This is a genomic window from Hyphococcus sp. D3-15 (assembly GCF_055809375.1).
Window position 1 is genome coordinate 1,278,663 of record NZ_CM147910.1, and the last position, 26,233, is coordinate 1,304,895.

At 61.1% G+C, this 26,233-nt stretch carries 21 protein-coding genes; 13 read left to right on the forward strand and 8 right to left on the reverse strand.

The annotated features are described in order from the left end of the window. Nucleotides 1-7: 7 nt before the first annotated feature. Nucleotides 8-1,450, reverse strand: coding sequence for a M20/M25/M40 family metallo-hydrolase (locus tag AC0L8G_RS06335; RefSeq protein WP_473387749.1), 1,443 nt, complete (start codon nt 1,448-1,450; stop codon nt 8-10). A gap of 134 nt (nt 1,451-1,584) precedes the next feature. Between AC0L8G_RS06335 and AC0L8G_RS06340 the strand changes: the two genes are divergently transcribed. From AC0L8G_RS06340 to AC0L8G_RS06360, 5 genes are all read left to right on the forward strand, one after another. Continuing rightward, entirely contained in the window at nt 1,585-2,514 is a 930-nt protein-coding gene (locus tag AC0L8G_RS06340; RefSeq protein WP_473387751.1) for a histone deacetylase family protein, read from the forward strand. Between the two features lie 39 nt (nt 2,515-2,553). Then, a complete protein-coding gene (locus tag AC0L8G_RS06345) occupies nt 2,554-3,168 on the forward strand; it encodes a histidine phosphatase family protein (RefSeq protein ID WP_473387753.1) in 615 nt (204 codons plus the stop codon). 84 nt (nt 3,169-3,252) lie between these two features. Further along, on the forward strand, nt 3,253-4,500 hold the full coding sequence (locus tag AC0L8G_RS06350; RefSeq protein ID WP_473387754.1) for a mechanosensitive ion channel family protein: 1,248 nt from the start codon (nt 3,253-3,255) through the stop codon (nt 4,498-4,500). Between the two features lie 550 nt (nt 4,501-5,050). Continuing rightward, on the forward strand, nt 5,051-7,234 hold the full coding sequence (gene katG, locus AC0L8G_RS06355; RefSeq protein WP_473388816.1) for a catalase/peroxidase HPI: 2,184 nt from the start codon (nt 5,051-5,053) through the stop codon (nt 7,232-7,234). 156 nt (nt 7,235-7,390) lie between these two features. After that, entirely contained in the window at nt 7,391-8,989 is a 1,599-nt protein-coding gene (locus AC0L8G_RS06360; protein WP_473387756.1) for an ABC-F family ATP-binding cassette domain-containing protein, read from the forward strand. A 136-nt stretch (nt 8,990-9,125) separates the two neighbouring features. Here the strand turns inward: AC0L8G_RS06360 and AC0L8G_RS06365 are convergent, their stop codons facing one another. Further along, entirely contained in the window at nt 9,126-10,319 is a 1,194-nt protein-coding gene (locus AC0L8G_RS06365; protein WP_473387757.1) for a BaiN/RdsA family NAD(P)/FAD-dependent oxidoreductase, read from the reverse strand. Between the two features lie 86 nt (nt 10,320-10,405). Here AC0L8G_RS06365 and AC0L8G_RS06370 point away from each other — a divergent pair, with 86 nt between their 5' ends. Further along, entirely contained in the window at nt 10,406-10,651 is a 246-nt protein-coding gene (locus AC0L8G_RS06370) for an exodeoxyribonuclease VII small subunit (RefSeq protein WP_473387759.1), read from the forward strand. A gap of 33 nt (nt 10,652-10,684) precedes the next feature. Here the strand turns inward: AC0L8G_RS06370 and AC0L8G_RS06375 are convergent, their stop codons facing one another. The 3 genes from AC0L8G_RS06375 to AC0L8G_RS06385 form a co-directional block, all read right to left on the reverse strand. Next, the gene (locus AC0L8G_RS06375) at nt 10,685-11,821 is read right to left on the reverse strand and encodes an energy transducer TonB (RefSeq protein WP_473387761.1); all 1,137 of its coding nucleotides are present in this window, start codon (nt 11,819-11,821) and stop codon (nt 10,685-10,687) included. A 79-nt stretch (nt 11,822-11,900) separates the two neighbouring features. Continuing rightward, on the reverse strand, nt 11,901-12,719 hold the full coding sequence (locus AC0L8G_RS06380; RefSeq protein WP_473387763.1) for an SDR family NAD(P)-dependent oxidoreductase: 819 nt from the start codon (nt 12,717-12,719) through the stop codon (nt 11,901-11,903). 11 nt (nt 12,720-12,730) lie between these two features. Continuing rightward, the gene (locus AC0L8G_RS06385; RefSeq protein ID WP_473387765.1) at nt 12,731-13,885 is read right to left on the reverse strand and encodes an energy transducer TonB; all 1,155 of its coding nucleotides are present in this window, start codon (nt 13,883-13,885) and stop codon (nt 12,731-12,733) included. A 439-nt stretch (nt 13,886-14,324) separates the two neighbouring features. Here AC0L8G_RS06385 and dxs point away from each other — a divergent pair, with 439 nt between their 5' ends. Then, a complete protein-coding gene (gene dxs, locus AC0L8G_RS06390) occupies nt 14,325-16,238 on the forward strand; it encodes a 1-deoxy-D-xylulose-5-phosphate synthase (RefSeq protein WP_473387766.1) in 1,914 nt (637 codons plus the stop codon). A 333-nt stretch (nt 16,239-16,571) separates the two neighbouring features. After that, complete coding sequence (locus AC0L8G_RS06395) at nt 16,572-18,041, forward strand: sodium:solute symporter family transporter (protein ID WP_473387768.1); 1,470 nt, start codon at nt 16,572-16,574, stop codon at nt 18,039-18,041. Nucleotides 18,042-18,067: 26 nt separating this feature from the next. Here the strand turns inward: AC0L8G_RS06395 and AC0L8G_RS06400 are convergent, their stop codons facing one another. Further along, on the reverse strand, nt 18,068-19,108 hold the full coding sequence (locus tag AC0L8G_RS06400; protein ID WP_473387769.1) for a serine hydrolase domain-containing protein: 1,041 nt from the start codon (nt 19,106-19,108) through the stop codon (nt 18,068-18,070). On the opposite strand from AC0L8G_RS06400, the gene AC0L8G_RS06405 reads away from it, so the two are divergent. From AC0L8G_RS06405 to AC0L8G_RS06415, 3 genes are read left to right on the forward strand one after another with little or no spacing between them, the layout of a single operon-like run. Beyond that, the gene (locus AC0L8G_RS06405; protein WP_473387771.1) at nt 19,107-19,901 is read left to right on the forward strand and encodes a TlyA family RNA methyltransferase; all 795 of its coding nucleotides are present in this window, start codon (nt 19,107-19,109) and stop codon (nt 19,899-19,901) included. The genes AC0L8G_RS06400 and AC0L8G_RS06405 overlap by 2 nt on opposite strands. After that, the gene (locus AC0L8G_RS06410) at nt 19,879-21,180 is read left to right on the forward strand and encodes a class I SAM-dependent RNA methyltransferase (RefSeq protein WP_473387772.1); all 1,302 of its coding nucleotides are present in this window, start codon (nt 19,879-19,881) and stop codon (nt 21,178-21,180) included. Before AC0L8G_RS06405 ends, AC0L8G_RS06410 begins: the two co-directional genes overlap by 23 nt. Nucleotides 21,181-21,183: 3 nt before the next feature. After that, the gene (locus AC0L8G_RS06415; RefSeq protein ID WP_473387774.1) at nt 21,184-22,257 is read left to right on the forward strand and encodes a class I SAM-dependent methyltransferase; all 1,074 of its coding nucleotides are present in this window, start codon (nt 21,184-21,186) and stop codon (nt 22,255-22,257) included. Here the strand turns inward: AC0L8G_RS06415 and AC0L8G_RS06420 are convergent. Next, complete coding sequence (locus tag AC0L8G_RS06420) at nt 22,232-23,206, reverse strand: alpha/beta fold hydrolase (RefSeq protein ID WP_473387776.1); 975 nt, start codon at nt 23,204-23,206, stop codon at nt 22,232-22,234. The two genes, AC0L8G_RS06415 and AC0L8G_RS06420, sit on opposite strands and share 26 nt — an antisense overlap. Nucleotides 23,207-23,317: 111 nt before the next feature. Here AC0L8G_RS06420 and AC0L8G_RS06425 point away from each other — a divergent pair, with 111 nt between their 5' ends. Further along, entirely contained in the window at nt 23,318-24,196 is an 879-nt protein-coding gene (locus tag AC0L8G_RS06425) for an alpha/beta hydrolase family protein (RefSeq protein ID WP_473387779.1), read from the forward strand. Between the two features lie 178 nt (nt 24,197-24,374). On the opposite strand, the gene aroC is transcribed toward AC0L8G_RS06425, so the two are convergent. Next, nucleotides 24,375-25,472 (reverse strand): chorismate synthase, encoded by a 1,098-nt coding sequence (gene aroC, locus AC0L8G_RS06430; protein WP_473387780.1) that lies wholly within the window; start codon nt 25,470-25,472, stop codon nt 24,375-24,377. A gap of 98 nt (nt 25,473-25,570) precedes the next feature. Between aroC and pdxH the strand changes: the two genes are divergently transcribed. Further along, the gene (gene pdxH, locus AC0L8G_RS06435; RefSeq protein WP_473387782.1) at nt 25,571-26,227 is read left to right on the forward strand and encodes a pyridoxamine 5'-phosphate oxidase; all 657 of its coding nucleotides are present in this window, start codon (nt 25,571-25,573) and stop codon (nt 26,225-26,227) included. The last annotated feature ends 6 nt before the right edge of the window (nt 26,228-26,233 follow it).

Sequence of the window (26,233 nt, forward strand, 5' to 3'; positions counted from 1 at the left end):
TGAAAGCCTATTCTGCGCTCTGACGCAACAGCAGTTCGTACCAGGCCGCGCCGCGCGCCAGATATTCAATGGAAATGCGCTCGTCATTACCGTGAATGCGGGCGAGGTCGTCGCTCTGATAGATAAAGGGCGTGAAGCGATAATTGTCGTCGGCAAGGCCGATATAGTGGCGGGTGTCCGTGCCCTGCAGGGTGAGAAAGGGCGCCGCCGAAACCGGGCCGAACACGGTTTGCGTGGCGGCTTCGATTGCGCCATAGCCCGGCGATTTCGTCGAGGCGGAGGGGCTCGGTTCGCGCCCGCCCACCGCCTCAACGCTGACGCGGTCATCGTTGATCAGGCGGATGGCGCGTTGTTTCACCGCTTCAACATTGTCGCGCGGATGAATGCGGTAATTGACCAGCGCCGATGTCTGCTGCGGGAGGATGTTCACCTTGGCGCCGCCATTGATGATGGTCGCGGCGGTTGTGGTGCGCAGCGCCGCCGCTGTCGTCGGGTCTTTGGCGAGTTGGGCTTTAAGAAGCGGCGCGGTCAGCCAGAGATTGGCCAAGGCCATGCGTTGAGTGAACGGCATTTCCGCAGCGATGGCGTGGAGGAAAGCGACCATATTGTCGTCAATCTCCAGCGGATAGGGACTGTCGGTCACCGCGACCACCGCGCGGGCGGCGATGCTGACAGCTGTGTCTTCTCGCGGCGCCGAGGAATGACCGCCATCGGCGTGCGCTGTCAGGCGCAAAGTGGTCGAGCCTTTCTCGCCGGTTGAAATCAGTGCGACCGGAGAGGCGATGCCGGGGATCAGGCCTTGCGCCAGCCCTGAGCCCTCATCCAGCGTCCATTCGAAATGCACCCCGCGTTCTTTCATTAGGTTCGCGATTGCGCCGGCGCCGGCAAAACCGCCAAGTTCTTCATCATGGCCGAACATCAAATAGATGTCGCGCGACGGCGCAAATCCTTCTGCAGCGAGGTGCTCGACGGCTTCCATAATGGCGATGAGCTGGCCTTTATTGTCCATGGCGCCGCGACCCCAGACCGCGCCATCGTGAATGGCGCCGGCAAAGGCGGGGCTGGTCCACAAACCCTCCGTACCCGTTTCAACCGGCACAACATCAATATGGGCGATCAGCGCAATCGGCTTCTTCTCGCCGTCGCCCGCCCATTTATAGAGGAGCGAATGACCGCCGACGGTTTCGCGCGTCAAGACGCGGTGGGCCGCCGGATAGGCGGTTTCGAGAAAGTCCGCGAAAGCGCTGAACGCAGCATCGTCAGGCGGCGTCTGCGTGTCCCAGGAGATCGTCTTGATCTGAATGGCGCGCGATAGCCGTTCGGCGATTTCCATACCGTCATAGGGCGCGTATGCGGCGTAAAGCGCGGGCTGATTTGACGGCGCGGACAACATCAATGTGCGGGCGACAAGGATCAGTATGAGGAACGCAATCGCTCCTGTTACACTCAACACAACTTTTTTATCATTACTGCATCCTGAAACTGCACCCGGTGATGTTATGCGTGGCGCGGGCGCTGACGTCGAGATCGCGAACTGCTTTGGAAGCCATTTCCAAAGCCCCCTCACGCCGATATGATCAGCCCATGACCACCTTACTTTACACCCACGCCTCATTCGGCGCCCATGAAACGCCGCCGGGCCATGTTGAGCATTCCGGCCGCTATGGCGCGGTTGAAAAAGCGCTGGCGGGCGAAGACTTCGCCGCGCTGGAACGGCGCGTCCCGCCGCGCGCCAATGCCGGGCAGGTCGAGCTGGTGCATCCCGAACGTTTCCGCGAGCTCATCGAAGACAACGCCCCGAGCGAAGGCCTCGCGCAGTTCGATGCGGACACATTCGCCGGGCCCCATTCGCTGGATGCGACCTTGCGCGCGGCGGGCGGCGCCTGTGCGGCGGTGGATGCGCTTTATGCGGGCGAAGCGAAGAACGCCTTTGTCGCGGCGCGCCCGCCGGGCCATCACGCCGAGCCGGAGCGGGCCATGGGCTTTTGCCTGTTCAACGGCGCCGCGATCGCCGCCCTTCATGCGCGCGCGGCCCATGGGGCGAAGCGTGTCGCGGTGGTGGATTTCGACGTCCATCACGGCAATGGAACGGAAGCGGCCTTCTGGCATGACGAACACGCCTTCTACGCCTCCTCCCACGAATATCCGCAATATCCCGGAACGGGACGCGGCTCGGACCGGGGCGCTTTTGACAATATCGCCAATGCGCCGATCGCCGGCGGCGAGGGGAGCGAGGCTTTCCGCCGCGCCTGGGGCGACATTTTGCTGCCGGCATTGTCCGATTTCGGGCCGGAGCTGATCGTGATTTCCGCCGGATTCGACGCCCACCGGGCCGATCCCCTGGGCGGGCTGCAGCTCACCGAGGCGGATTTCGCCTGGGTCACAAGGGAACTTGCCGGCGTCGCCCGGGACAAGGCCGCCGGAAGGCTGGTCTCCCTGCTCGAGGGCGGTTATGACCTGACGGCTCTGGGGGCGAGCGCCGCCGCACATGTCAAAGCCTTGATGGAAGTGTGAAAACCACGTCATAAGGGCGGCGGGTAAAGCAGTAATCTCATGACTGGACGCATCATCACCGCACGCCACGGGCGGCCCGATCTCTCCCGTGATGTCACCATCACGGCGCGCGAATATGGCGACTGGTGGGCCCGCTATGATGAAAGCGGCCTGCACCCCGATGAGCGCCCGCCCGAAAGCCTGATAGCCATCGCCCGCAGCGCCAAGACGGTGCTTTCCTCGACCCTGCCGCGCGCCATCGAGACCGCGGCCCAAGCGACCGGCGGCGCCCGCGACGTGCCCGCCGACCCGATGTTTGTGGAAGCGCCTTTGCCGCCGCCGCCGCTGCCTGATTTTCTGAAATTAAAGCCCGGCCCGTGGGGCGTCGTTTCGCGCATTTTCTGGCTGCTGGGCTACGCCCCGAACGGCATAGAACGGCGCGCAGAGGCATGGGCGCGCGTGGCCGAGATTGTCACGCGCCTCGAAATGCACACCGCGAAGGGCGACGTGTTGCTTTGCGCCCATGGCTATCTCAACTGGATGATCGACCGACAGCTCCTGCGTGATGGCTGGACCCGCACAGAACGCGATGGCGGCAACCGCTATTGGTCATGGCGCATCTATGAACCGCCCGGCGCCAAGCGCACGGTCGGCGCGGAAGTCGCGGCGGAATAGGGCGCAGCGGCGCGCATGACGCGCCGGCGTTTTCTTGTGCGCCGCTTCAACCGGGCGGCGGACGTTTCAGCACATTAAGAGCCAATGAAATCCATTCAAACATTCTACGCGCAGTTTCCCGCCATCGCAGATTACGCCGCGCCGCTCTCGGCCCTGACCGCGCTGCTCGGCGTCGCCATACTCGCCTTCATCGCCAATCTCGTCACCCGCAGCATCATCATCGTCGCGATCCGGCGCCTGCTTGAGCGCACTAAGTCGGAGCGCGACGACATTCTTGTGCGCCGCCGCGTCTTTGTGCGCCTGTCGCAGCTTGCGCCGGCCTTTGTCATCTACGCTCTGGCGCCGCTGGCGCTGGGCGACTATCCCGCGCCCGCCGCCTTCGCAGTGAAGCTCAGCCTTGTCTACATGATCGTCGTCGGCGTGCTTTTCGTGGACGGGCTGGTCAATGCGGGACTTGAGATTTACCGCACCTTCCGGATCTCGCGCGACTTCCCGATCACCAGCTTCGCGCAGGTCGCCAAGCTCATCCTCTATTTCCTCGGCTTCATCGCAACTCTGTCGGTGCTGCTGGGCGAGTCGCCGATGACCTTTATCGCCGGGCTTGGCGCGCTGGCGGCGGTGTTGATGTTCGTCTTCAAGGACCTCATTCTGGGTCTTGTCGCCGGCATTCAGCTTTCCGCCAACCGCATGGTCGCGGTCGGCGACTGGATCGAAATTCCAGGCTTCGGCGTTGACGGCGACGTCATCGAAATTGCGCTGACCACGGTGAAGATCCGCAATTTCGACAAGACCATCACCACCGTGCCGACACAGGCGCTGATCAATGACAGTTTCAAAAACTGGCGCGGCATGCAGGAGACCGGCGGACGGCGCATCAAGCGTTCGATCTATGTGGATGTCTCCTCGATCCGTTTCTGCGATGAGGAGATGCTGGCGCGCTATTCCAAGATCCAGCACATCGCCGGCTATATCGACGAAAAACGCCGCGAAATCGCCGAGCATAATGATCAGGCCAAGGTCGACCGCTCCGTGCTGGTCAATGGCCGCCACCTGACCAATATCGGCACCTTCCGCGCCTATATCGAAGCCTATCTGCGGGGCCATCCGAAAATCTCGACGGAGCTGACCTTGCTGGTGCGCCAGCTACAGCCAACCGCCCATGGCCTGCCGATCGAGCTTTACGTGTTCACCAACGACACCAACTGGATCAATTATGAAGGCATCCAGGCGGATATATTCGACCACATCCTCGCCGCCGCGCCGGAATTCGATTTGCGCATCTTCCAGGAACCCACCGGCGCCGACGTGAAAGCGCTGGGCGCGAAGGGGTAGGGTTTTAACCCGGCGGTTTTCGCCGCGTAAAACTTTTTGAGTCTTTTGACCGTGCCTCAATCCGTGGTCCAATGCGCACGGAATATTATCATCAGACTCAACTGCATGTTTTACGTCTAAAATTGCTGCATTGCACTAACGCGCCGCGCTGCAAACGAAACCCAGTCTCATTTCCCGCAATGAAACGCGCGCTGTAAAACCGGCGCGCTTTTTTAATGTTTTCGCGCCGCGCCGCGCGCTTGATCCTGGTCAAGAACGGCGCGGTGTTTCCTGCTATTTTTGCACTGCAGTCATGATCGATTCCGTCGATATGCGGTATCGAGTGACAACCGATTCGAAACCTCTACTGTCGCCTTCACACGAGCTGCGTATGGAGTTCGTAACCCATTTTTCACGGAGGATTATTGTGACCCGGACAATTAAACTCGGCCTTGTAACCGCCTCTGCTATGGCTTTGGTGTTGAGCGCATGCGGCAACGAAACCAGCGCGCCCGCTCCTGAAAAAGGCGCGGCGTCCGACATGGCGGAAACCCCTGCGGCGCATGGCGATATGGCCGCCGACGCGGCGCCCGCCAGCGCTGCCGCCGCCCATGCCGGCGCGCCGAAACCGAACCAGTTCTGGTGGCCTGAACAACTCGACCTCAGCCCGCTTCGCCATAACAAGGCGGTGTCCGATCCCATGGGCGGCGACTTCGATTATGCGGCGGAGTTTGAAAAGCTCGATCTCGCGGCGGTGAAAGCCGACATTGAAGCGGTGATGACCGATTCGCAGGATTGGTGGCCGGCCGATTATGGGCATTACGGACCATTTTTCGTGCGCATGACCTGGCACGCCGCCGGCACCTACCGGATGTATGACGGTCGCGGCGGCGCGGGCGGCGCCCAGCAGCGCTTCGAACCGCTCAATAGCTGGCCAGACAATGTCAGCCTCGACAAGGCGCGCCGTCTGTTATGGCCGGTGAAGCAGAAATATGGCCGCGCCATTTCATGGAGCGATCTGATGGTGCTGACCGGCAATGTCGCGATGGAATCCATGGGCTTTAAAACCTTTGGTTTCGCGGGCGGGCGCGCCGATGATTGGGAAGCCGATCTGGTCGATTGGGGCCCGGAGGCGGAAATGCTCGCGGGCGATCGCTTCCATGGCAACCGGGAACTCGCCAAACCGCTGGCGGCGACCCAGATGGGCCTCATCTATGTCAATCCGGAAGGCCCGAACGGCAATCCCGATCCGCTGGCGGCGGCGAATGATATTCGTCAGGCGTTTCGCGGCATGGCGATGACCGATGAGGAAACCATTGCGCTAATCGCGGGCGGCCACACTTTCGGCAAGGCCCATGGCGCGCACAAGCCCGATGAGTGTCTCGATGTTGAACCCGCTGCGGCCGGCGTTGAAGCGCAAGGCCTTGGCTGGACCAACAAATGCGGGACCGGCTCCGGCGCGGACACGATCACCAGCGGGCTTGAAGGTTCATGGACGATGAACCCGACCGAATGGACGCACCAATATTTCGGCAATCTGTTCAACTTCGAATGGGAGCAGACGCGCAGCCCGGCCGGCGCGGTGCAGTGGATTCCAACCGAAGAAGCCGCCGGACAATTGGCGCCCGACGCCCATGATCCGGACAAACGTCACGCGCCGATCATGTTCACCACCGACCTCGCGCTGAAAATGGATCCGGAGTTTCGCAAAGTCTCCGAGCGCTTTTACGAGAACCCGGAAGAGTTCGAGCTCGCTTTCGCCAAGGCGTGGTTCAAACTGACCCACCGGGATATGGGCCCGCGCGCCCGCTATATCGGGTCGGAAGTCCCGGCTGAAGAACTGATCTGGCAGGATCCGATTCCGGCGGTCGACCACGCGCTGATCAATGCGCAGGACGCCGCAGCGATCAAGGCCGACATTCTCGCTTCTGGTCTTTCCGTGCCTGAACTGGTCCGGACCGCATGGGCCTCGGCCTCCACATTCCGCGGCACCGACATGCGCGGCGGCGCCAATGGCGCGCGCATCCGCCTTGCGCCGCAAAAGGATTGGGCGGTGAACAATCCGGGCGAACTCGCAAAAGTCCTTCCGGCGCTTGAGAAAGTGCAAGCAGACTTCAACGCCGCGCAGACCGGCGGCAAGAAAGTCTCCCTCGCAGACGTCATCGTGCTTGGCGGCAATGCGGCGATCGAGAAGGCGGCGAAAGATGCGGGCCAGACGGTCTCCGTGCCGTTCACGCCGGGTCGCATGGACGCCTCGCAAGCGCAGACCGACGCGGCTTCATTCTCCGTGCTCGAACCGTCAACGGATGGCTTCCGCAACTATCTTGGTGGTGCGGACGGATCGCCGGCGAAGTCGCTGGTCGACCGGGCGAGCCTGCTCACGCTCACCGTGCCTGAAATGACCGTGCTGGTCGGCGGCCTGCGGGCGCTTGATGCGAATGCTGACGGCTCCGATCATGGCGTGTTCACCACGCGTCCGGGCGTGCTGACGAATGACTTCTTCGTCAACCTGCTCGACATGTCCACCAAATGGGCGCCATCGGGAAGCGGCGATTATATTTTCGAAGGCCGCGACCGCCAGAATGGCGATCTGAAATGGACCGCGACGGAAAACGATCTGGTCTTCGGTTCCAATGCGGAGCTTCGCGCTGTTGTCGAAACCTACGCCTTCACCGGCGCGGAAGATAAGTTCACGAAAGACTTTGTCGCCGCCTGGACCAAGGTGATGAATCTCGACCGCTTCGACGTGAAGTAACCGAACGGGCGACGGCTTCCGGTTGGAAGCTGCACGAAAACAAGCGGCGTTTCAGGGAGACCTGAGGCGCCGTTTTTTTGGCCGCGCGGGGAGGCGGGCGAGGGCCATTAACCGTCCACCCCTTGCCTAATTGCTGCATTGCGGTAAGACCCGCCAATGTTGACGATTACCAATCTCGATTTCCGCGTTGAGGCGCGCCCTTTGTTTGAGGGCGCGAGCGCCCAGATTTCGTCCGGCTGGAAGGTCGGGCTGGTGGGGCGCAACGGCGCCGGCAAGTCGACATTGCTGCGCCTCATCCGCGAGGAAATCGCCAATCCCGCCGCCGACAGCGCCATCCGCATGAGCGGCAAGGCGTCGCTTGGCTGGGTCGCGCAGGAAGTTGCGCCGACGGACGAGACCATTCTTGAGGTCGTGCTCGCCGCCGATCATGAGCGCCATGCGCTGATGGCCGAGGCTGAGACCGCCGAAGACCCCATGCGCATCGCCGACATTCACACGCGCCTCATCGACATTGACGCCTGGTCGGCGGAATCGCGCGCCGCCGAAGTGCTGAAGGGCCTCGGGTTTTCCGAAAGCGATCTCTCCCGCGCGACGCGCGAATTTTCCGGCGGCTGGCGCATGCGCGCGGCGCTGGCGGGCATCTTGTTCGCCGAGCCGGATCTGCTGCTGCTCGACGAGCCGACCAACTATCTCGATCTTGAGGGCGCGGCCTGGCTCGAAACCTATATCAAGAAATATCCGTATACGGTGCTCATCGTTTCGCACGACCGCGAATTGTTGAACCGCTGCGTCACCCACACCATGGCGCTTGAGCACAAACAACTGACAGTCTGCCCCGGCGGTTATGATGCGTGGCTTAAACTGCGCGCCGCGAAAGTCGCGCAACTCGAAAGCCAGCGTTCCAAACAGGACGCGGAAAAGGCGCATTTGCAGGCCTTTGTTGACCGCTTCCGGGCCAAGGCGTCGAAGGCCCGTCAGGCGCAGTCGCGGGTCAAGAAGCTGGAAAAGATGCAGGACGTGTCGATCCCGCTGGCCGAGCGCACGACGCCGTTCCATTTTCCCGCGCCGAAAGACCCCTTGTCGCCGCCCATGCTGCATCTCGCCGGCGCCGATCTCGGTTATGGCGAGGATGCGCTGATCCTGTCGGATGTTGATTTGCGCGTTGACCCGGAAGACCGCATCGCGATTGTCGGCGCCAATGGGCAGGGCAAGACGACGCTGGTCAAATCCATCGCCGGTCGCTTGAAGCTGTTGGGCGGAGAGCTGACGGCGCCGCGTTCGATCCGCATCGGCTATTTTTCGCAAGACCAGCTCGACGAATTGACGCTGGGCGACACCGTGCTCGACCATGTCCGCCGCGCCCTGGCGAAAGATACGCCCGTGGGCAAGCAGCGCGCAAAGGCCGCGCAAATGGGCTTTTCCCATGAAAAAGTCGACACCAAGGTTGAAAAGCTTTCAGGCGGCGAGAAAGTGCGTTTGCTGCTCGGGCTGATGTCGCTCGATGCGCCGCATATTTTGATCCTCGATGAGCCGACGTCTCACCTCGACATCGACAGCCGCGAGGCGCTGATTTACGCGCTCAATGATTATGAAGGCGCGGTGCTGCTGATCACTCACGACGTCTTCCTCGCGGAAGCCACCGCCGATCAGCTCTGGCTGGTGAAGGACGGCGAGGCGAAACCTTACGCCGGCGACCTCGACGATTACCGCGCGCTGATTACGCAGGCGGATAAGAGGGCTAAGGCCGCGGCGTAAGCGAGCGCTCGCTTCGCCTTCATCCTGAGGAGCAAAAATTTCTTCGCCCTTCGAGACGGCCTAACGGCCTCCTCAGGATGAAGAAATTTTTGTGTCTCGAAGGATCGAAGGCGTCTGGCCCAGCACTCAGATGACTCTAAACCACCTGTCCCGCGGCCCATCCTGACGACCACGCCCATTGAAAATTATAGCCGCCGAGCCAGCCGGTGACGTCGACCGCTTCGCCGATGAAATAGAGCCCCGGCGTTGCTTTCACTTCCATGGTCTTTGACGACAGCCCATCCGTGTCGATGCCGCCCAGCGTCACTTCCGCCGTGCGCCAGCCTTCGCTGCCCGCCGGTTTGACGCGCCATTGTTTTACGGCGTCGGACAAGACTTTCAGCTTTTTGTCGGAGGCGTCGCCGATCCGGCCTTCAAGACCGGCGCGCGCCGCCGCCGCATCGGCGAGGCGCTTGGGCAGCAATTCGGCGAGCACGGTCTGCGGCGCCAGCTTGCCTTTGGTCTGCCGCGCTTCGCGCAATCGGGCGAACGCATCAACATCCGGCGCGAGATCAATGGTGATGTCATCGCCTTCGCGCCAATAGGATGAAATCTGCAGGATGCAGGGGCCCGAGATGCCGCGATGGGTGAACAGCAGGGCTTCGCGGAACGCCGCGCCATTGCACGAAACGCTCGCTTGCGTGCTGACGCCGGACAGCGCTTTCATTTCCTCTAGCAATTCGCCAGTGAAGGTGAGGGGAACCAGCGCCGGGCGCGGCTCGATAATCTCAAGGCCGAATTGTCTGGCGATGCGATAGGCGAAGTCGCTCGCGCCCATTTTCGGGATCGACTTGCCGCCCGTCGCAATGACCAGCGACCGGCAAGTGAGCGCGCTGTCATTCGCCGACAGCTTGAACCCGTCGGCGGTCTTGTCGACGGCGCCCAGATGGGTCTCCATGCGCATTTCCACCTTGGCGTCGCGGCAATCATCCACCAGCATCGAGATGATGTCTTTCGACGTCTCATCACAGAACAACTGGCCCAGCGTCTTTTCGTGATAGGCGATGCCGCGCGCCTCGACCCGCTTGATGAAATCCGCCGGGCGATAGCGCTTCAGCGCCGATTTGCAGAAATGCGGATTGTTCGACAGGAAATGTTTCGGCGCGGTGTTCACATTGGTGAAATTGCAGCGCCCGCCGCCGGAAATGCGGATCTTCTCGCCGGGGTGTTCTGCATGATCGACCAGCAGAACCCGGCGCCCGCGCCGGCCGGCCTCAATCGCGGCCATCATGCCGGCGGCGCCTGCGCCAATGACTATCACGTCGAAATCTGTATGGGGGGAATTGCTCATGGGCGAGGTCTTATGCGGTTGCGGTCGGGGAGGATAGGGCGACAAGCACCTTGCCATGGCCCGCCGGGGCCCGCTAAACATCGCTCATGGCCAAAGCACCCAATGACATCGCCGCCCTTTCTTTTGAAAAAGCGCTCGCCGAGCTGGAAGAGATCGTCTCCAAGCTCGAAAGCGGGCAGGCTGCGCTAGAGGATTCCATCGCCCTTTATGAGCGCGGCGCCGCGCTCAAGGCGCATTGCGAGAAGACGCTGAAATCCGCCCAGGAAAAGATCGAGAAGATCGTGGTCGGAAGCGACGGCAAGCCGAAAGCGTCAAAAGCCAGCTTTGAGTAGAGCGCGGACGTTTTGCGGCGCGCCCTGCTGACCCTATTTGATCACAAATGACACATTGGTAAGCCGATTTTTACGGCAATGGTCCTGCATCGGAGTTGGGTCTTTCAATCTCCATTCCGCCATGGCGCTCAGCACGGAGTCGCTGAATCGGCCGGCGGGGACTTCGGATAGAATTCGTACGCCATTGGGCGTCAGGCCATCATCGAGGTGATAGCCGATCAAGACCGCGCCCACATAGCCTCGATTAAGGGCGTCGGAAGGGTATTTGGGAATCGGGCGGTTTTCCCACACGTCATTGCAGACGACATCCGCATTGAGTGGCGAACCTTCTATCGACGGTTTTTCAGCTACTTCACTCTCGGGAATATCGCGTTCATCAAACCCTTCGGAACTAAAAAGCGCAGCCGTCGCTACTCGCCAGGCCAGAACTTTGGCGAATACATCATCAAAATCTTCGATGCTTTTTTGAGACGGAAACAATGCGCTGGCGTTGCGGAGTATTTCAATCGCTGTGATCAAGTTCGCTTCTCTGCGAGGTTTAAGCATGACATAGGAAGCGCCCTGCAAGACCATAGCCGAAGCACGAAGGCGGTAATTGTCAGGCAGCACGATGGTGATATGGGTTTGTGCGCGGCCGGCGCTCTGCTTGCCATGCTCATATCGTTTATTTTCCAGATCTGAGGTGGCGAGTTCAAGCCACATTCTAACCGTGACGCTGTTCGGCGGGATCCCTTCCTTGTCCCAGCGCAGCAACGCCTCGCGCAGTGCATTGGCCTCGCGCCGCTTGCCCTCTGCAAGCGCGAATTCCGCATAGGCGATGTATAGTTTCAATTCGGGCGACGGCAGCTCCGCCAATCCCGCCTGGGCCAGCGCATCCGCGCGCTTCAATGCGACAAGCGCTTTTTCGGGTTCCATAAAAAGCGCAAGCTGGCCGTAATTATAAGCGAGTATGGCGGTGAGTTTGTGATCGCCGAGTTCGGCTTCGGCGGCTTGCCAGGCGGCGTAGCCATGCTCTGCGGCGCTCTCCTGATCGCCGAATTTCAGCGCCTGATTATAAGCGTCAAATTCTTCGAGATAGGTCTGTGCGTGCGCTGGCGTCAGGACAAGCGCGGCGTTCAAAGTTGCGATGGCGAATACACGCGCAAACCAGCGAAATCCTGTTTTCTTCATGATTGCCCCCGCAAGAAAACCCGCAATAACCGTATAATAGAATGCGAGGCCCGGCAAATACCGGCAGGACGGGGCTTGTCTATTGTTTCCGCAGCCTTTTCAGAATTTTCGCGTAGCTTTGGGGAAACAGTCGTTGCAGGCCGGACATGAATTTCGCATCCGGGCCGACAATGACGCGGCGTTTGCCTTTCGCGGCGCCCGCGAGAATGATCGCGGCGGCTTTTTCCGCTGAGGTGATCGCCAGCTTGTCGAAACCGCTGTCAAATTCCGCCCGGTCGGCGACGCCTTCGGGCAGGGAATCGAGACTGGCGTTGCGGACGATATTGGTGGCGACCCCGCCCGGATGAACCGAGGTGACGCGAACGCCCGCATCGTCCAATTCGATCGCCAGCGCTTCTGAAAATCCGCGTACGGCGAATTTCGACGCGCAATAATGGGACTGTCCGCGAAATCCGATCAGACCGAACAGACTTGAGATATTGACCAGGCCGCCCTTGGTCTCGATCAACTGCGGCAGGAACGCCTTGGTCATCCTGACGACGCCCCACAAATTGACCTCCATCACCTTCTCGAAATTGTCGAGCGAGGTTTCTGTGAAATCTCCAATGCGCGTCAGGCCGGCGACATTGAACAGATAATCCGCATCGCCCAGGCTTTCTTTCACCATCGCCACATAGGCTTCGATGGCGCCGGCATCGGCGACGTCGAGCCGGTCGGAGCGGATATGATTGGAAGCGGGTTGTTCGATCAGGCGAATGGTTTCCGCCAGTCCGTCTTCATTGATATCCGAAAGGGCGAGCCGAGCGCCCTGGCTGGCAAGCGAGAGGGCGAGCGCGCGGCCAATGCCGGACCCGGCGCCGGTGATGATGCAGAGTTTTTCTGAAAAGCTGTTCGTCATAGGACGAACAATCACTCTTCGATGACAAATGTAAACTGTGTTGTGTTGTTCTTGCGGCAGCCGGGATGGGCGAGCGAGGGGGCTTGCAGCCGCCAATCCTGCATGGCTTTCAACACCGCGTCGCTAAATGTCTTGGACGGCACTTCCGACAGAATCCTCAGATTGTGCACCGCATTGTCGTCGGCGAGGTCGAATACGGCGATCACTGCGCCGATATGCGATTTCTGGATTGCGCCGCGCGGATAGTCCGGCGCCGTGCGCGCCGCCCAACGTATCAAACAGTCGGCGGGCTGGCCTGCGGGGACTTCAAACAATGTGGTATTCTTGCCGCGGCTTGGTTTCGCCGCCGGGTCGTCCTTGCTGGCGAGCGACAAGATCACGCCATCGGCGGCGACCTTCCAGCCGGCGAGCTTGGCGAAAGTCGGGTCAAAGCGGTCAAAGCTTTTTTGCGGCTGGAACAGGCGCTCGCCATTTTCAAAATATTCGCGCGCGGTGACGGCGTCTTTCAGCGTGCGCCGCTTCGGCATGATCGCCGCAATGCCGCGCACCAAAAACGCCTCCGCCAATCCTGCGGTGTTTTCCGGCGCGGACAGAACGATCTCGGTTTCCGCCTTGCCGGCGGCGGTCGCCGCCGCGTCGTAATTCTCCCGCGCCAGTTCCGCTTTCGCATATTCCAGCCACAGTGCGATCTCATGGCTGATGCGCCGGTCCGGCGCCTGTTCCGCCGCGAGCAGGGCGTCGCGCAGGGCTTCGGGCTTGCGGTCCTTCGGATCGCCAAGGGCGAAATCCGCATAAGTCTTGTACAGCGCGAGCAGGCTCTGCGAGGCGCCGCCCAGCCCGGAATCCATCAGCTCTTGCGCCCGGTTGAGGGCGGGGCGCGCCAGCGCCGGGGCGCCGATGGCGATCTCGCGGCCATAATTGAAGGCGAGCGTGCTGGTGAGGCTCGCTGCGCCCAGTTCTGTCTCCGCCGCCCGCCAGGCGGCATAGGCGTGCTGCTCCGCCGCTGCGGCGTCGCCCATCGCGACGGCTTGCCGGTAATTGGCGAATTCGAGGACATGGCGGGGTTCGTCGGCGCGGGCCGGCGCAGCGGCGAGACCGAACAGCACAGCGCCGCACAAGCCGATCGCGGCCATCCGGCGAAGCTTGCTGTTCAAATGAGAGGCCATCTGCCCTGCCTTTTCGAAACAATTGTATATTTCTGCGCGGGTGAGGCGGCGCATTTTCCGCTCAACGCCTTGCTTCAGGCCAGACGCCGCCGGTGCGGCGCCATCCCTGCCGCAGGCTCCGACGCTATCGTTCGAATGCTCACAAAACCCTAAAAAGACCCAGACAAGACGCGTCCAATTCGCCACATCGGACTTCAAATCTCCGCGGGATTGCCGCCTTTTCACCGAAAAAGGGGTGGAGAAATCCCCCGAAGCGCTAGAAATGTCGGCTACTGCACTGCAGCGAGGGGAGCATCAGTGAAATGCCGCTGGGAGCCCCGAACTGAGCCGGTTACGCCGGCTCGCACGACTCGCAATTGTAGTGTCGAAAAGAATCCAAGCAGGCTGACCATCGCCAAGGCCTAAAAACACTAAGAACAACACCAAGAGGCAGACCCCCATGGCCATCGAAACACCGCTCCTCGATACCGTAAAATTCCCCGCCGACCTGCGGAAGCTCGAGCGCAGTCAGCTGCGCCAGCTCGCTGACGAATTACGCGCGGAGATGATCGATGCGGTGTCGGTGACCGGCGGCCATCTCGGCTCCGGGCTCGGCGTGGTCGAGCTGACGGCGGCGATCCATTACGTCTTCAACACGCCCGATGACCGGCTGGTCTGGGATGTGGGCCACCAGTGCTACCCGCACAAGATCCTGACGGGCCGCCGCGACCGTATTCGCACGCTGCGCCAGCCGGGCGGGCTGTCCGGTTTCACCAAGCGCTCGGAAAGCGAATATGATCCGTTCGGCGCGGCCCATGCGGCGACGTCGATTTCGGCGGCGACCGGCTTCGCGGAAGCTTCGCGGCATCTGAAAAAAGACACAACCTCCATCGCGGTGATCGGCGACGGTTCGATGTCCGGCGGCATGGCCTATGAGGGGCTCAACAATGCCGGCCATCTCGGTTCGAAGCTTGTGGTCATCTTGAACGACAACGACATGTCGATCGCGCCGCCAGTCGGCGCCATGAGCGCCTATCTCGCCCGCGCGTCATCTTCCGGGGTTTATCAGGGCTTCCGCTCCTTCGGCAAACAGCTCGCCAAGCGGTTGCCGAAAGCGATCTACAAGCAGCTCGCCAAGGCGGAAGAATATGGCCGCGGCATGGTTTCCGGCGGCACGCTGTTTGAAGAGCTTGGCTTCTATTATGTGGGCCCGATTGACGGCCACAATCTCGATCAATTGGTGCCGGTGCTGGAAAATGTCCGCGACATGAAAGAGGGCCCGGTCCTCGTCCATGTAGTGACGCGCAAGGGCGCCGGTTATCCGCCTGCGGAAGAATCCGCTGACAAATATCACGGCGTTGCGAAATTCGACGTGGTTTCCGGCAAGCAGCAAAAGGGCACGCCCAATGCGCCGGCCTATCAAAAAGTTTTTGGCAAGACGCTGATCAAGGAAGCCGAAAAAGACGAACGGATTATCGGCATCACCGCAGCAATGCCCTCGGGCACTTCGCTCGACATGTTCGCCGAGGCGTTCCCGGATCGTTGCTACGATGTGGGCATCGCCGAGCAGCATGCAGTGACCTTCGCCGCCGGTCTCGCCGGGGACGGGCTGCGTCCGTTCTGCGCCATTTATTCGACCTTCCTGCAGCGCGCTTATGACAGCGTCGTGCATGATGTTGCGATCCAGAATTTGCCGGTGCGTTTCCCGATGGACCGGGCCGGGCTGGTCGGCGCCGATGGCGCGACCCATGCGGGCTCGTTTGATATCGCTTATCTCGGTTGTCTGCCGAATATGGTGATCATGGCGGCGGGCGACGAAGCTGAGCTTGTGCATATGACCGCGACGGCGGCGGCCTATGATGACGGCCCGATTGCGTTCCGCTATCCGCGCGGTGAAGGCGTCGGCGTCGACATGCCGGAGCAGGGCAAGATCCTCGAAATCGGCAAGGGCCGGATCATGCGCGAAGGCACGACGGTTGCGCTGCTCGCGCTTGGCGGGCGCCTTCAGGAAGCATTGAAGGCAGCCGACACGCTGGAGACGCAAGGCATCTCCACCACAGTCGCCGATGCGCGTTTCGCCAAGCCGCTCGATCATGATCTGATCATGCGTCTGGTGCGCGAACATGAAGTGCTGATCACCATCGAAGAGGGCTCGCGCGGCGGCTTCGGCGCCTTTGTGCTGCATTATCTCTCGGAGACCGGCTTGCTCGATAATGGCGTGAAGATCCGCACCATGACCCTGCCTGACGTGTTCCAGGATCAGGACAGCCCCGCCAAGATGTATGATCACGCCCGGCTCAACGCCACCCATATTGTCGAGCGCGCCCGCGAGGCCCTCGGCATGGAATCGAATGTGGTGAATCTGCGCGGCTAACGGCTCTTCGCGGCGGCGGGGCTTCTCGCCGTTTCGTCAGTGCGGAAATCTTTTTTGCCGACTGTCAGCCCGTTTGCTGCGGCTATCGCATATCCGCTTGCGCTGCCCGGCATGCGCGAGCATGCGTGTCAGGCTGGTGAAAGCTTTCTTCGCCAAACGCAAAAAAGTCGCTCGCCGTTAGAGGGTTCCTTCCCTTAGAGGGAGGAAATCTCCCGGCTGGCGCGCGCTGCGGCGTTTCGACCGCCGACAAAGCTTACAGCAAAGTCATATTTCTGCTTTTCAAGCTTCCCGATTTGCGGCTCTATAGACCGCTTGTAAGACGGGGACTGAGCAGTGCTGGATCTTGAACGCCACGAGTTAATGTTCTTCATCGCGGTCTATGTGGTCATTCAGATCGCAATTGGATTGTGGTTCGCGCGCGGAACAAAAAGCGACACCGAATATTACATCGCTGGCGGCCGTCTCGGATTCCTGCCGATTACCTTGTCCTTGTTCGCCACCTGGTTTGGTGCGGAGACGATCCTCGGCTCATCGGCTGCGGTGGCGGAGGGCGGCCTTGCCGGCGCGCGCGCCGAACCTTTCGGCTATGCGCTTTGCCTGGTGTTGATGGCGTTCCTTGTCGCAGGCCCTATCCGCAACCATCGTTACGTCACCATCGCCGATTTCTTTGCAGACCGGTTCGGCAAGCATGCGGAATTCGTGACGGCGATCGTGCTTGTCGTGATTTCGGTGATCTGGGCCGGCGCGCAATTGCTGGCGATCGCGGCGATCCTTGAGACCACGCTCGGCTTGCCGGGACTAGTGACGCTGTTCGCCGCCGCCGGCGTTGTTATTTTTTACAGCATGTTCGCCGGATTGATCGGCGATGTGGTGACCGACGTCATTCAGGGCGTGTTGCTAATGGCCGGCGTCATCATGTTGTTCTTTGTCGTGGCGCATCAGTTTGGCGGCGTCGTCGCCATGGTCGCCTCCATCGAGCCGGAACAACTGCGCCTGATCGCGCCGGGCGAGACCTTGTTCTCGCGCGCCGACGCATGGGCGATCCCGGTTGTGGGTAGTCTTGTGACGCAGGAAATCATCACGCGGTTTCTCGCGGCGAAATCCAACCGCGTCGCGCAGAGCGCGGCGTTCTCCGCAGCAGGACTTTACATCGCAATCGGCTTAATGCCGGTGATGATCGGCCTTTCCGGCGCGCATCTCGATGTGGCGGGCGCTGTGGGCGACAATTTTATTCCGGCTATTGCTGTTGAATTCCTGCCGCCGGCTTTGGCGATCCTTTTTGTCGGCGCGCTGTTCTCGGCGATCTTGTCGACCGTCGACTCCAACCTTCTGGCGGTGTCATCGCTGATTTCGATCAACATTTTGAAAAAACTGCACCAGCGCTCAAGTCAGGGGCGTCAGTTGATGATCGCGCGCTTCGGCACTGCCTTTGCGGGCGTCGGCGCCCTTGGTGTCGCGCTCGCCGGTTCCGATATTTATGAATTGATCGCCATGACGTCCGTCTTCGGGCAAGGCGCCATTGTGGTCGCGACCCTGATCGGTTTGCGGACGCGTTTTGGCGGACCGGCGGCGGCGCTCGCCTGCGTCTATAGCTGCGTCGCCTTCAACCTTGCGACGCTTTTGGTGCTGCCGACCATGGACGCCATGGCGTCGGGCTTATCATTATGGCCCGCATTGCAGGCGACGCTCGCCGGCGATGTCGATCCGATCCCCGGCTATTTCATCTATTCCGTCGTTGTCGCCTTGGGCGTTTATGTTGTCGTGGGCTTGATCGAAGGCCCATTCCGTAAACGCGCCGGCTGACCGGACGCGTTGGAAACGCTTTCGGCTCAGTCGAGCAGCGCCAGCAGGAACTCCACATCAGAATAGGGGCCGCCGCGCCGGCGCTGGCCCAGGCGGCGCTCAAAGATGCGCGGATATTGCCGCACAACAACGAGCTTCATCGACGGTATGATGTAAAGCCGCTGTCCGCCCGCGCCCGCCGCCATGAACAAATCGTCAGGCAGTTCGCCGCGCCGCGGATGGGTGAACAGGTCCGACGCGACGGTCATGGTTTTCGACGCGTTGAGTGTTTCCGCGCTTGGCTGTTCGTTCAACCACCAGGTTAGGCCATAACCGGCATTGACCGCCGAACCGGTGAAATTCTGCGCCAGCGTCGCCGGGTCGACAAGCTGCATGCCTTTCCAGGCGCCGCCTTGCAAAACCAGTTGCCCGAAGCGCGCCCATTCGCGCGCGGTCAGGTCCGCGCCGGAGGGCAAGGTCGGATAGCCGGCCTTTTCATTCCATTGCGCCGGGTGAATATCGAGCGGATCGAAAATGCGCGCCTGTAAATAGTCGATCGCGTCGTCATATCGTACGCTTTCGAAAGACTGCAATTTGCGGCGCATGATCTCGCCGAAGATTTGAAAGTTGACCGGTCCATATTCGAAAAACGCGCCCGGCGCGTGTTCCATCTCCCGCGCAATCGCCTCGGCATAGCTTGGCGGCCGGCCGACGCTGCCGCCCCTGACGCCGCTGGTGAGAGTCAATAACTGGCGAATGGTGATCTGCGATTTTTGCGGATCGCTGCGCCATTCAGGGAGCGTATCGGCGGCGCGTTCATCGAGCGACAACAGCCCGTCTTGAACCGCTGCAGCGGCGATGACGCCGGAGAAGCTTTTCGTGCCGCTCGCCAGTTCGAATGCTTTGTCGCGCTCGCCGTCATTGGGGTAATTTTCGAATAGAAGCTGTCCGTCCCTGACCGCCACAAAAGAGACGCCGCCTTTTTTGGCGTTGTATTTCGCCGCATCTTTTACATCCGCATGGGCGTGCGGCGACGCCATGACCAGGCAACAGGCGGTAACGATGCCGGTGAGAGGGGCGTGGCGCATGGCTTCTCTCCTTGGCGGAACGGCTGACCGTCTTTATACGAAAGGCCGCCGCTTATCCGTCGAAAAAATGCGAATTGACCAATATCTCGTCCAGCAAGGGTTAACCGAAAGCCGCGCCAAGGCCCAGCAGGCCATCGCTGCGGGGCTTGTATTGGTGAATGGCGCAATTGTCTCAAAGCCCTCGCACAAGGTGGCGCAAGGCGATGCGGTGGCGGTTTCCGGCGAGGTGCATCCTTTTGTGTCGCGCGGCGGCGTCAAGCTCGAGGCGGCGATCGCGGCGTTTAACATAGACCCGGCGGAAAAGACCTGTCTCGATCTCGGGGCGTCGACGGGCGGCTTCACCGATGTGCTGCTGCGCGCTGGCGCCGCGAAAGTTTACGCGGTCGATGTGGGAACGGGACAGTTGCACGAAAAAATCGCGGGCGATGCGCGCGTCGTCAATCTCGAACAGACCCATGCGAAAGATCTGACATCGGCACTCATTCCCGACGCTATCGAAGTTATTGTCTGCGACGTCAGTTTCATCAGCCTGAAAAAAGCCCTGCCATTCGCGCTGGCGCTGGCGGCGCCTGGCGCACAGCTCGCGGCGCTGGTGAAGCCGCAATTTGAAGTCGGCCGCGACGGCATCGGCAAAGGCGGTCTGGTGAAGGAAGGCCTAAGCAAACCGGTCGCCGATGACATGGCGCAGTGGATTGAAGCACAAGGATGGCGTCTGACCGGCGTGATCGACAGTCCGATCACCGGCGGTGACGGCAATAAGGAATTTCTTCTTGGCGCAACAAAGACGGCATAGACGGCGCAAGGCGAAGGCTGCGCCCTTGGCGCCGCTGAAACACGCTGAGGCGCGCATTGGCGACATCGGCGCGCGCGGCGACGGCGTTGCGCTTGTGGGCGAGGCGCGTGTGTTCGTGCCGCTGAGCGCGCCGGGCGATGTCGCGCGCATCGCCTATCGCGGCCAGCGCGGCGAGATCGAAAGGTTGATGGAGGCGAGCAATCTGCGCGCAGAGCCGCCTTGCAAATATTATGGCGAATGCGGCGGTTGCGCCTTGCAGCATGTCACAGCGGATTTTTACCGTACATGGAAACGCCAACTTGTAGTCGATGCGCTGACGCGCGAAGGCTTCAGCGACGAAATCATCGCGCCGTTATTTTCCTGTCCGACGCAATCGCGCCGCCGTGCTTCCTTTGCTATTCGCAGAACCGAGAGAGCCGAAATTTTCGGGTTTAATGCACGGCGTTCGGCGATGATCGTCGATATCGATCAATGCATGGTGTTGGCGCCGGAGCTTGGCAAGGCGCTTCCTGCATTGCGGCGGCTTGCGCAAGCTGCGCCGTCGCGCTGGCGCATGTTCGATCTCGCCGTCACGCTTTGCGACAATGGCATTGATGCAGCCTTCACCGGCGGCGACGCAAGCGATGACTTGACCGGACCGGAGGTCATGGCGCTGACGGAATGCGCGCGCGCTGGCGGCGTCACCCGTCTCACGGTTGAGGGCGCGCCTGTAGCATCCTATGAAACGCCGGTGGTGCGCTTTGGCGGCGTAGCTATCGCCGTGCCGCCCGGCGGATTTTTACAGGCGAGCCGGGAAGGCGAAGCGGCGCTGACCGCGTTCGTCACAGAACATGCGGCGGGCGCCAAACGCATCGCCGATTTGTTTTCCGGTTGCGGGACGTTTTCCCTGCCGCTGGCGAAGGGCGCCGCGGTGGATGCGTTTGATCCTGATGCGCCCGCAATCACCGCGCTGAACGGTGCGGCGCGCGCCGCCGGGCTGCGTCATCCGCTTAATGCGCATCTGCGCAATTTGTTCGAGCGGCCCTTGCTCGCTGATGAGCTGAAGACCTATGACGCCGTGTTGTTTGATCCGCCGCGCGCCGGGGCGCAGGCGCAGGCGGAACGCCTGGCGCAGTCCGGCATTCCGAAAATTATCGGCGTCTCGTGCAATCCGGTGAGTTTTTCGCGCGATGCGGCGCTTCTGCGCGATGGCGGCTACCGCTTGTCGCAGGTGCTGCCCGTTGATCAGTTCACCTTCTCGCCCCATGTTGAGCTTGCAGGCCTTTTCACAAAGGAATGAGCGATGGCGCCTCTCAATGTGACAATCGCCACTGGCGCGAAACGCGCCGCCTATAGCGCTGCGCAGGCTGCGCGTGTTCTCTGGTATACCGGCCATTACGCCTATGGGCGCAGGCTTATGGGCCCGCTCACCGATCCCGGCGAGGCGCCCTATGCGGAGGAGTTTGGGCCGCTTGATCGCGCGCGATTGAAAAACGCCTTCCGCGAATTGTTTCAGCGCGACTGGAAAAATATCGAGGCGGGTGAATATAAAATGCCGCCGGAGGTTCGGCGTGCGCCCAGCCTCACAAAGCTCTGGCGCGAAAGCCGCGACTATTTTCGGGACGCGCGCAAAGTGGCCCGGCGCAAAGTCGAGCGCGCCCATTCGGAAGTGCTGACCGAGGCTGCGCGTGAAAAATATCCGCGCTATTATTTACAGAATTTCCACTACCAGACTGATGGCTGGCTCTCTGACGCTTCCGCCGCACGTTACGACATGCAGGTGGAGACCTTGTTCACCGGCTCCGCTGCGGCGATGCGCCGGCAGGCTTTGCCCTTTGTGCGCAAGGCGCTGGCGGGAAAGGATGCGGGCGCGGCGCGATTGCTTGATCTTGGTTGCGGCGGCGGCGGTTTCCTCGCCGATGTCAATGACAACTGGCCGATGCTTCAGTTGACTGCGCTGGATTTGTCGCCCGCTTATCTTGGCCGCGCGCGCACAGCGTTGGGCCGGGCGAAGAATGTTGAATATGTGCAGCAACCGGCGGAGGCGACGGGGCTGGCGGATGGGTCATTCGACGTGATCTCCGCTGTCTATCTGTTCCATGAATTGCCGCCGAAAGTGCGCGCGGAAGTGGCGATGGAAATCGCCCGGCTGTTGAAGCCCGGCGGCGTATTCATTCTTGCGGACTCTATTCAATATGGCGACGAGCCGGGGTTTGACATCCTGCTGGAAAATTTCCCGCGCGGCTTGCATGAACCTTATTATGACAGTTATTGCCGCACTGATCTCGGTCAGGTGTTTGGCGGCGCCGGTCTTGAGAAAACCGAAGAGACGCTTGCTTTCCTGACCAAGATCATGGCGTTTCAAAAGCCGGCGTAAGCGCGCGGGATAAAAACGCATCAATATCGGCGGCGGTTTCATCCGGCGCTTCCTCCATGGGAATATGTCCGACGCCGTCATAGATGACGGTCTCCGCCTGGGGCAGGCGCTCGGCGAAAGTCGTTGCGGCGCTTGCATAAATCAGTTGATCTTCCGCGCCCCACAGGATCAGCACCGGCGCCGTGATCTCGCCAATACGGTCAGCGAATTGCGGCTCGCGGTCCACGAGAAAGCGTTCGCCCGACGCCTCCCGGTTGCCGGGAATGCGATAGAGCTCCCAATAGCGGTCGATCACCGCGTCATCGATGAAATCTTCAACGCTGACGCTCTGGCGCAAGGACTTTTCCAGCGCCGAGCGCGGCGTGACGTAACGCAATATGAAGCGCCCCATGGGATTGCCGAGCAGCCTGAAGGCAAGATTTAGGGGCGGTGCTTCCTCGCCCTCGCGCAGGGGCATGCCGGACGCGTCCAGCAATAAAAGCGCGTCGATTTTCTCCGGATGCGCGAGCGCATAACGCCAGGAAATCCAGCCGCCCATGGAATTGCCGCCCAGCACAAAATTGTCGAGCGCCAATTGCTCCGTAACAAGATTAACAGCTTCCTCCATGCCCTTGAAGCTGTAATCATGACCCGCGTTTGGGCCGGTGAGGCCGTGACCGGGCAGGGTGAGTGTGATGATGCGATATTTCCCGCCAAGCCGGGCGGCCAGCAGATCCCAAGTGTGCAGCGTTGCGGAATTGCCGTGCAGCAGCACTATGGGCGGCCCGTCAGGATTGCCCTGATCGCGGTAGTGAACACTGAGGCCGCTCTCTGCATGGGCGAAATGCGAGCTTTCATTCGCATATTTCGCTGTCATGGCGTGCAGGTCCGTATCCGGCGTGCGCAGCAGGAATGCAGCGCTTGCAAGCAAAGCGATGAGGATAAGCGGTATGGCGAAACGTTTTTTCATGGGACAACCATACCGCTTCCGGGCTACTTTTGAATACTGGTTTGTGCAAGCGTCAGTTAGGTGGTAATGCAAACAATAAGCGGCGGCAGGCGCCGGGCGAAGGAGGGGCGAATGCGCATTTTATCCATGGTTGGGGCGATCGGGGCCGGGGCGATGATGCTGGCGGGCTGTAATGATGACGGTCCGGTCTGGGCGGATGTGTCCGCCGTCACCCAAGATCCTGCAAGCATCGATGAGGCGTTCCCCCCGGCGGTGCACGAACTCGCCATCGATTCCCAGGGCGCGCGGATGAACGGGCATATCTACCTCGCCGACGGGCCGGGGCCGCACCCCACCGTGGTCATGCTGCATGGTTTTCCCGGCAACGAAAAAAACCTCGATCTGGCGCAGGCAATCCGCCGGGCGGGATGGAATGCGTTGTTCTTCCATTATCGCGGCGCCTGGGGTTCGGAAGGTAGTTACGGTTTCAACAACGGTATTGAAGACGTCGCCTCAGCGCTGGCGTTCCTGCGCGATCCGGCCAATGAAAATCTGCGGGTCGATACGGACCATATCGCTCTGGTCGGCCATTCCATGGGCGGATTTTTCGCGCTGCAGGGCGGCGCCCGCGATGAAAATGTCGGCTGCATTGTCGGCATGGCCGCCGCGAATATGGGCGACCGCGCCGACCTTGCGGGCGCGTCTCCCGAAGAGCTGGAAGGTTTCAAGCGCTATTCCGACGACGCGGTGATGCTGAGCGGCTTTAACGGCGACACCGCGCTGGCCGAACTCGCCGCCGCCGGAGACAGTTTTGACAACACAACGCTCGCGCCGGAACTGGCCGGGAAAAAGCTGTTCCTGATCGCGGCCGAGCGCGATGAAGCAGTGGATATCTCCGTGCACGAACAGCATATGAAGGCGTTTCTCGCCGCTGAAGGCATTCAGATGACGGAACTGCGTCTCGATGCGGATCATTCATTCTCGTGGCAACCGCCTGCGGCTCGCCCATGAAATCACCGAATGGCTCAACCGGGAGTGCCGCTAACTTTGGTGGTCCGCCGAGAAGGCTTCATCCTGCGGAGCGAAAATCCTTCATATCCTTCGAGACAGCGCTAAAGCGCTTCCTCAGGATGAAGGATTTTTGTGTCTCGAAGGACGAAGCCTTGGCTTGATAACAATTCCGTCCTGCTCACCCGCACTGCGCGCGGTGAAGCAGCGCATGGTCGGCGAGGACCAGCGCCATCATCGCCGCGCCGACTGGCACGCCTCTGATGCCGACGCATGGGTCGTGACGGCCCTTGGTCTGGATCGTGGTTTCCTCGCCCTTGGCGGTGATGGTTTTGCGCGGCGTCAGGATTGACGAGGTCGGTTTCACTGCGAAGCGCGCGACAATATCCTGCCCCGAAGAAATGCCGCCGAGAATGCCGCCCGCCTTGTTGGAGAGGAAATGCGGCGCGCCGTCTTTCATGCGGATTTCATCGGCGTTTTCCTCGCCGGTAAGCGCGGCCGCGTCCATGCCGGCGCCGATCTCGACGCCTTTGACCGCATTGATCGACATCATCGCGCTCGCCAGATCCGCATCGAGCTTGCCATAGACCGGCGCGCCCAATCCGGCGGGCACGCCCGAGGCGACAACTTCGATCACCGCGCCGAAGGACGATCCGCTCTTGCGCGCTTCATCGAGCTTGTCGGCCCATAACTCGGCGGCCTTGGCGTCGGCGCACCAGAACGGGTTCTTCTCGACTTCCATCCAGTCGAAATTGTCGCGGTCGATCTTGTAAGGGCCCATCTGCACCATGGAAGCGCGGATCCAGATGCCGCCGAACATTTCCGCCAGCACCTTTTCCGCGACCACGCCAGCCGCGACCCGCGCGGCGGTTTCGCGCGCGGAAGAACGCCCGCCGCCGCGATAATCACGGAAGCCGTATTTCGCGTCATAGGTGAAATCCGCATGGCCGGGGCGATATTTGTCGCGAATATCGCCATAGTCTTTCGAGCGCTGGTCCATATTCTCGATCATCAGGCTGATCGGCGTGCCCGTGGTGCGCGGCCCGTCCGTCCGTTCGTCCTCGAAGACGCCGGAGAGGATTTTGACCGCATCGGGCTCTTTGCGCTGGGTCACGAATTTCGAAGTGCCGGGTTTGCGCTTGTCGAGGGCGGTCTGGATCTCTTCCGGGCGCAAAAGGATGCCCGGCGGGCAGCCGTCAATAACCACGCCAAGCGCGGGCCCGTGGCTCTCGCCCCAGGTTGTGAACCGGAAAGCTCTACCGAAACTGTTGAAAGACATGCCTATTCCGTACTAATCGCTTCGCGCGGGCTGAGCTTATAGCCATATCCGTATCGAATTCCTAATGCCGCCCGGCGACAAGGGCGGAGGAGCAAGCCATGTCCGATCTCATCCCCCCGAGCCCCAGCGACGACGCCTATGCGGTCGACGCCGACCAGGGCGACGTGTTTACTATAGACGACCCGTTCGCGCTGTTCGCTGACTGGCTGGCGCTGGCCGGCAAGAAAGAGCCGAACGACGCCAACGCCATGGCGCTCGCCACGGTGGATGAAAGCGGCATGCCCGATGTGCGCATGGTCCTGCTGAAAGATTTCGACGCATGCGGGCTGACCTTCTACACCAACCTGGAAAGCGCCAAAGGGCGAGAGCTGGCCGCCAATCCGAAGGCCGCCATCGTCTTTCACTGGAAATCGATCCGCCGCCAGGTGCGCTTTCGCGGGCCGGTGGAGCCGGTGACGGCGGAAGAGGCCGACGCCTATTTCGCGACCCGCGCCCGCGGCGCGCGCATTGGCGCCTGGGCGTCTGACCAGTCGCGCCCGATGGAAAGCCGTTTCGCGCTGGAAAAAGCAGTGGCGGCGAAAACCGCGAAATTCGGGCTTGGGGATATTCCGCGCCCCGATCATTGGTCCGGATACAGACTAATGCCGACGCAGATTGAATTCTGGGTCAACCGGCCGTTCCGCCTGCATGAACGGCTCAGCTATCGTCGCAAGAATGTGCAGAGCGGCTGGATCAAAGAACAGCTTTATCCTTGATCGCTG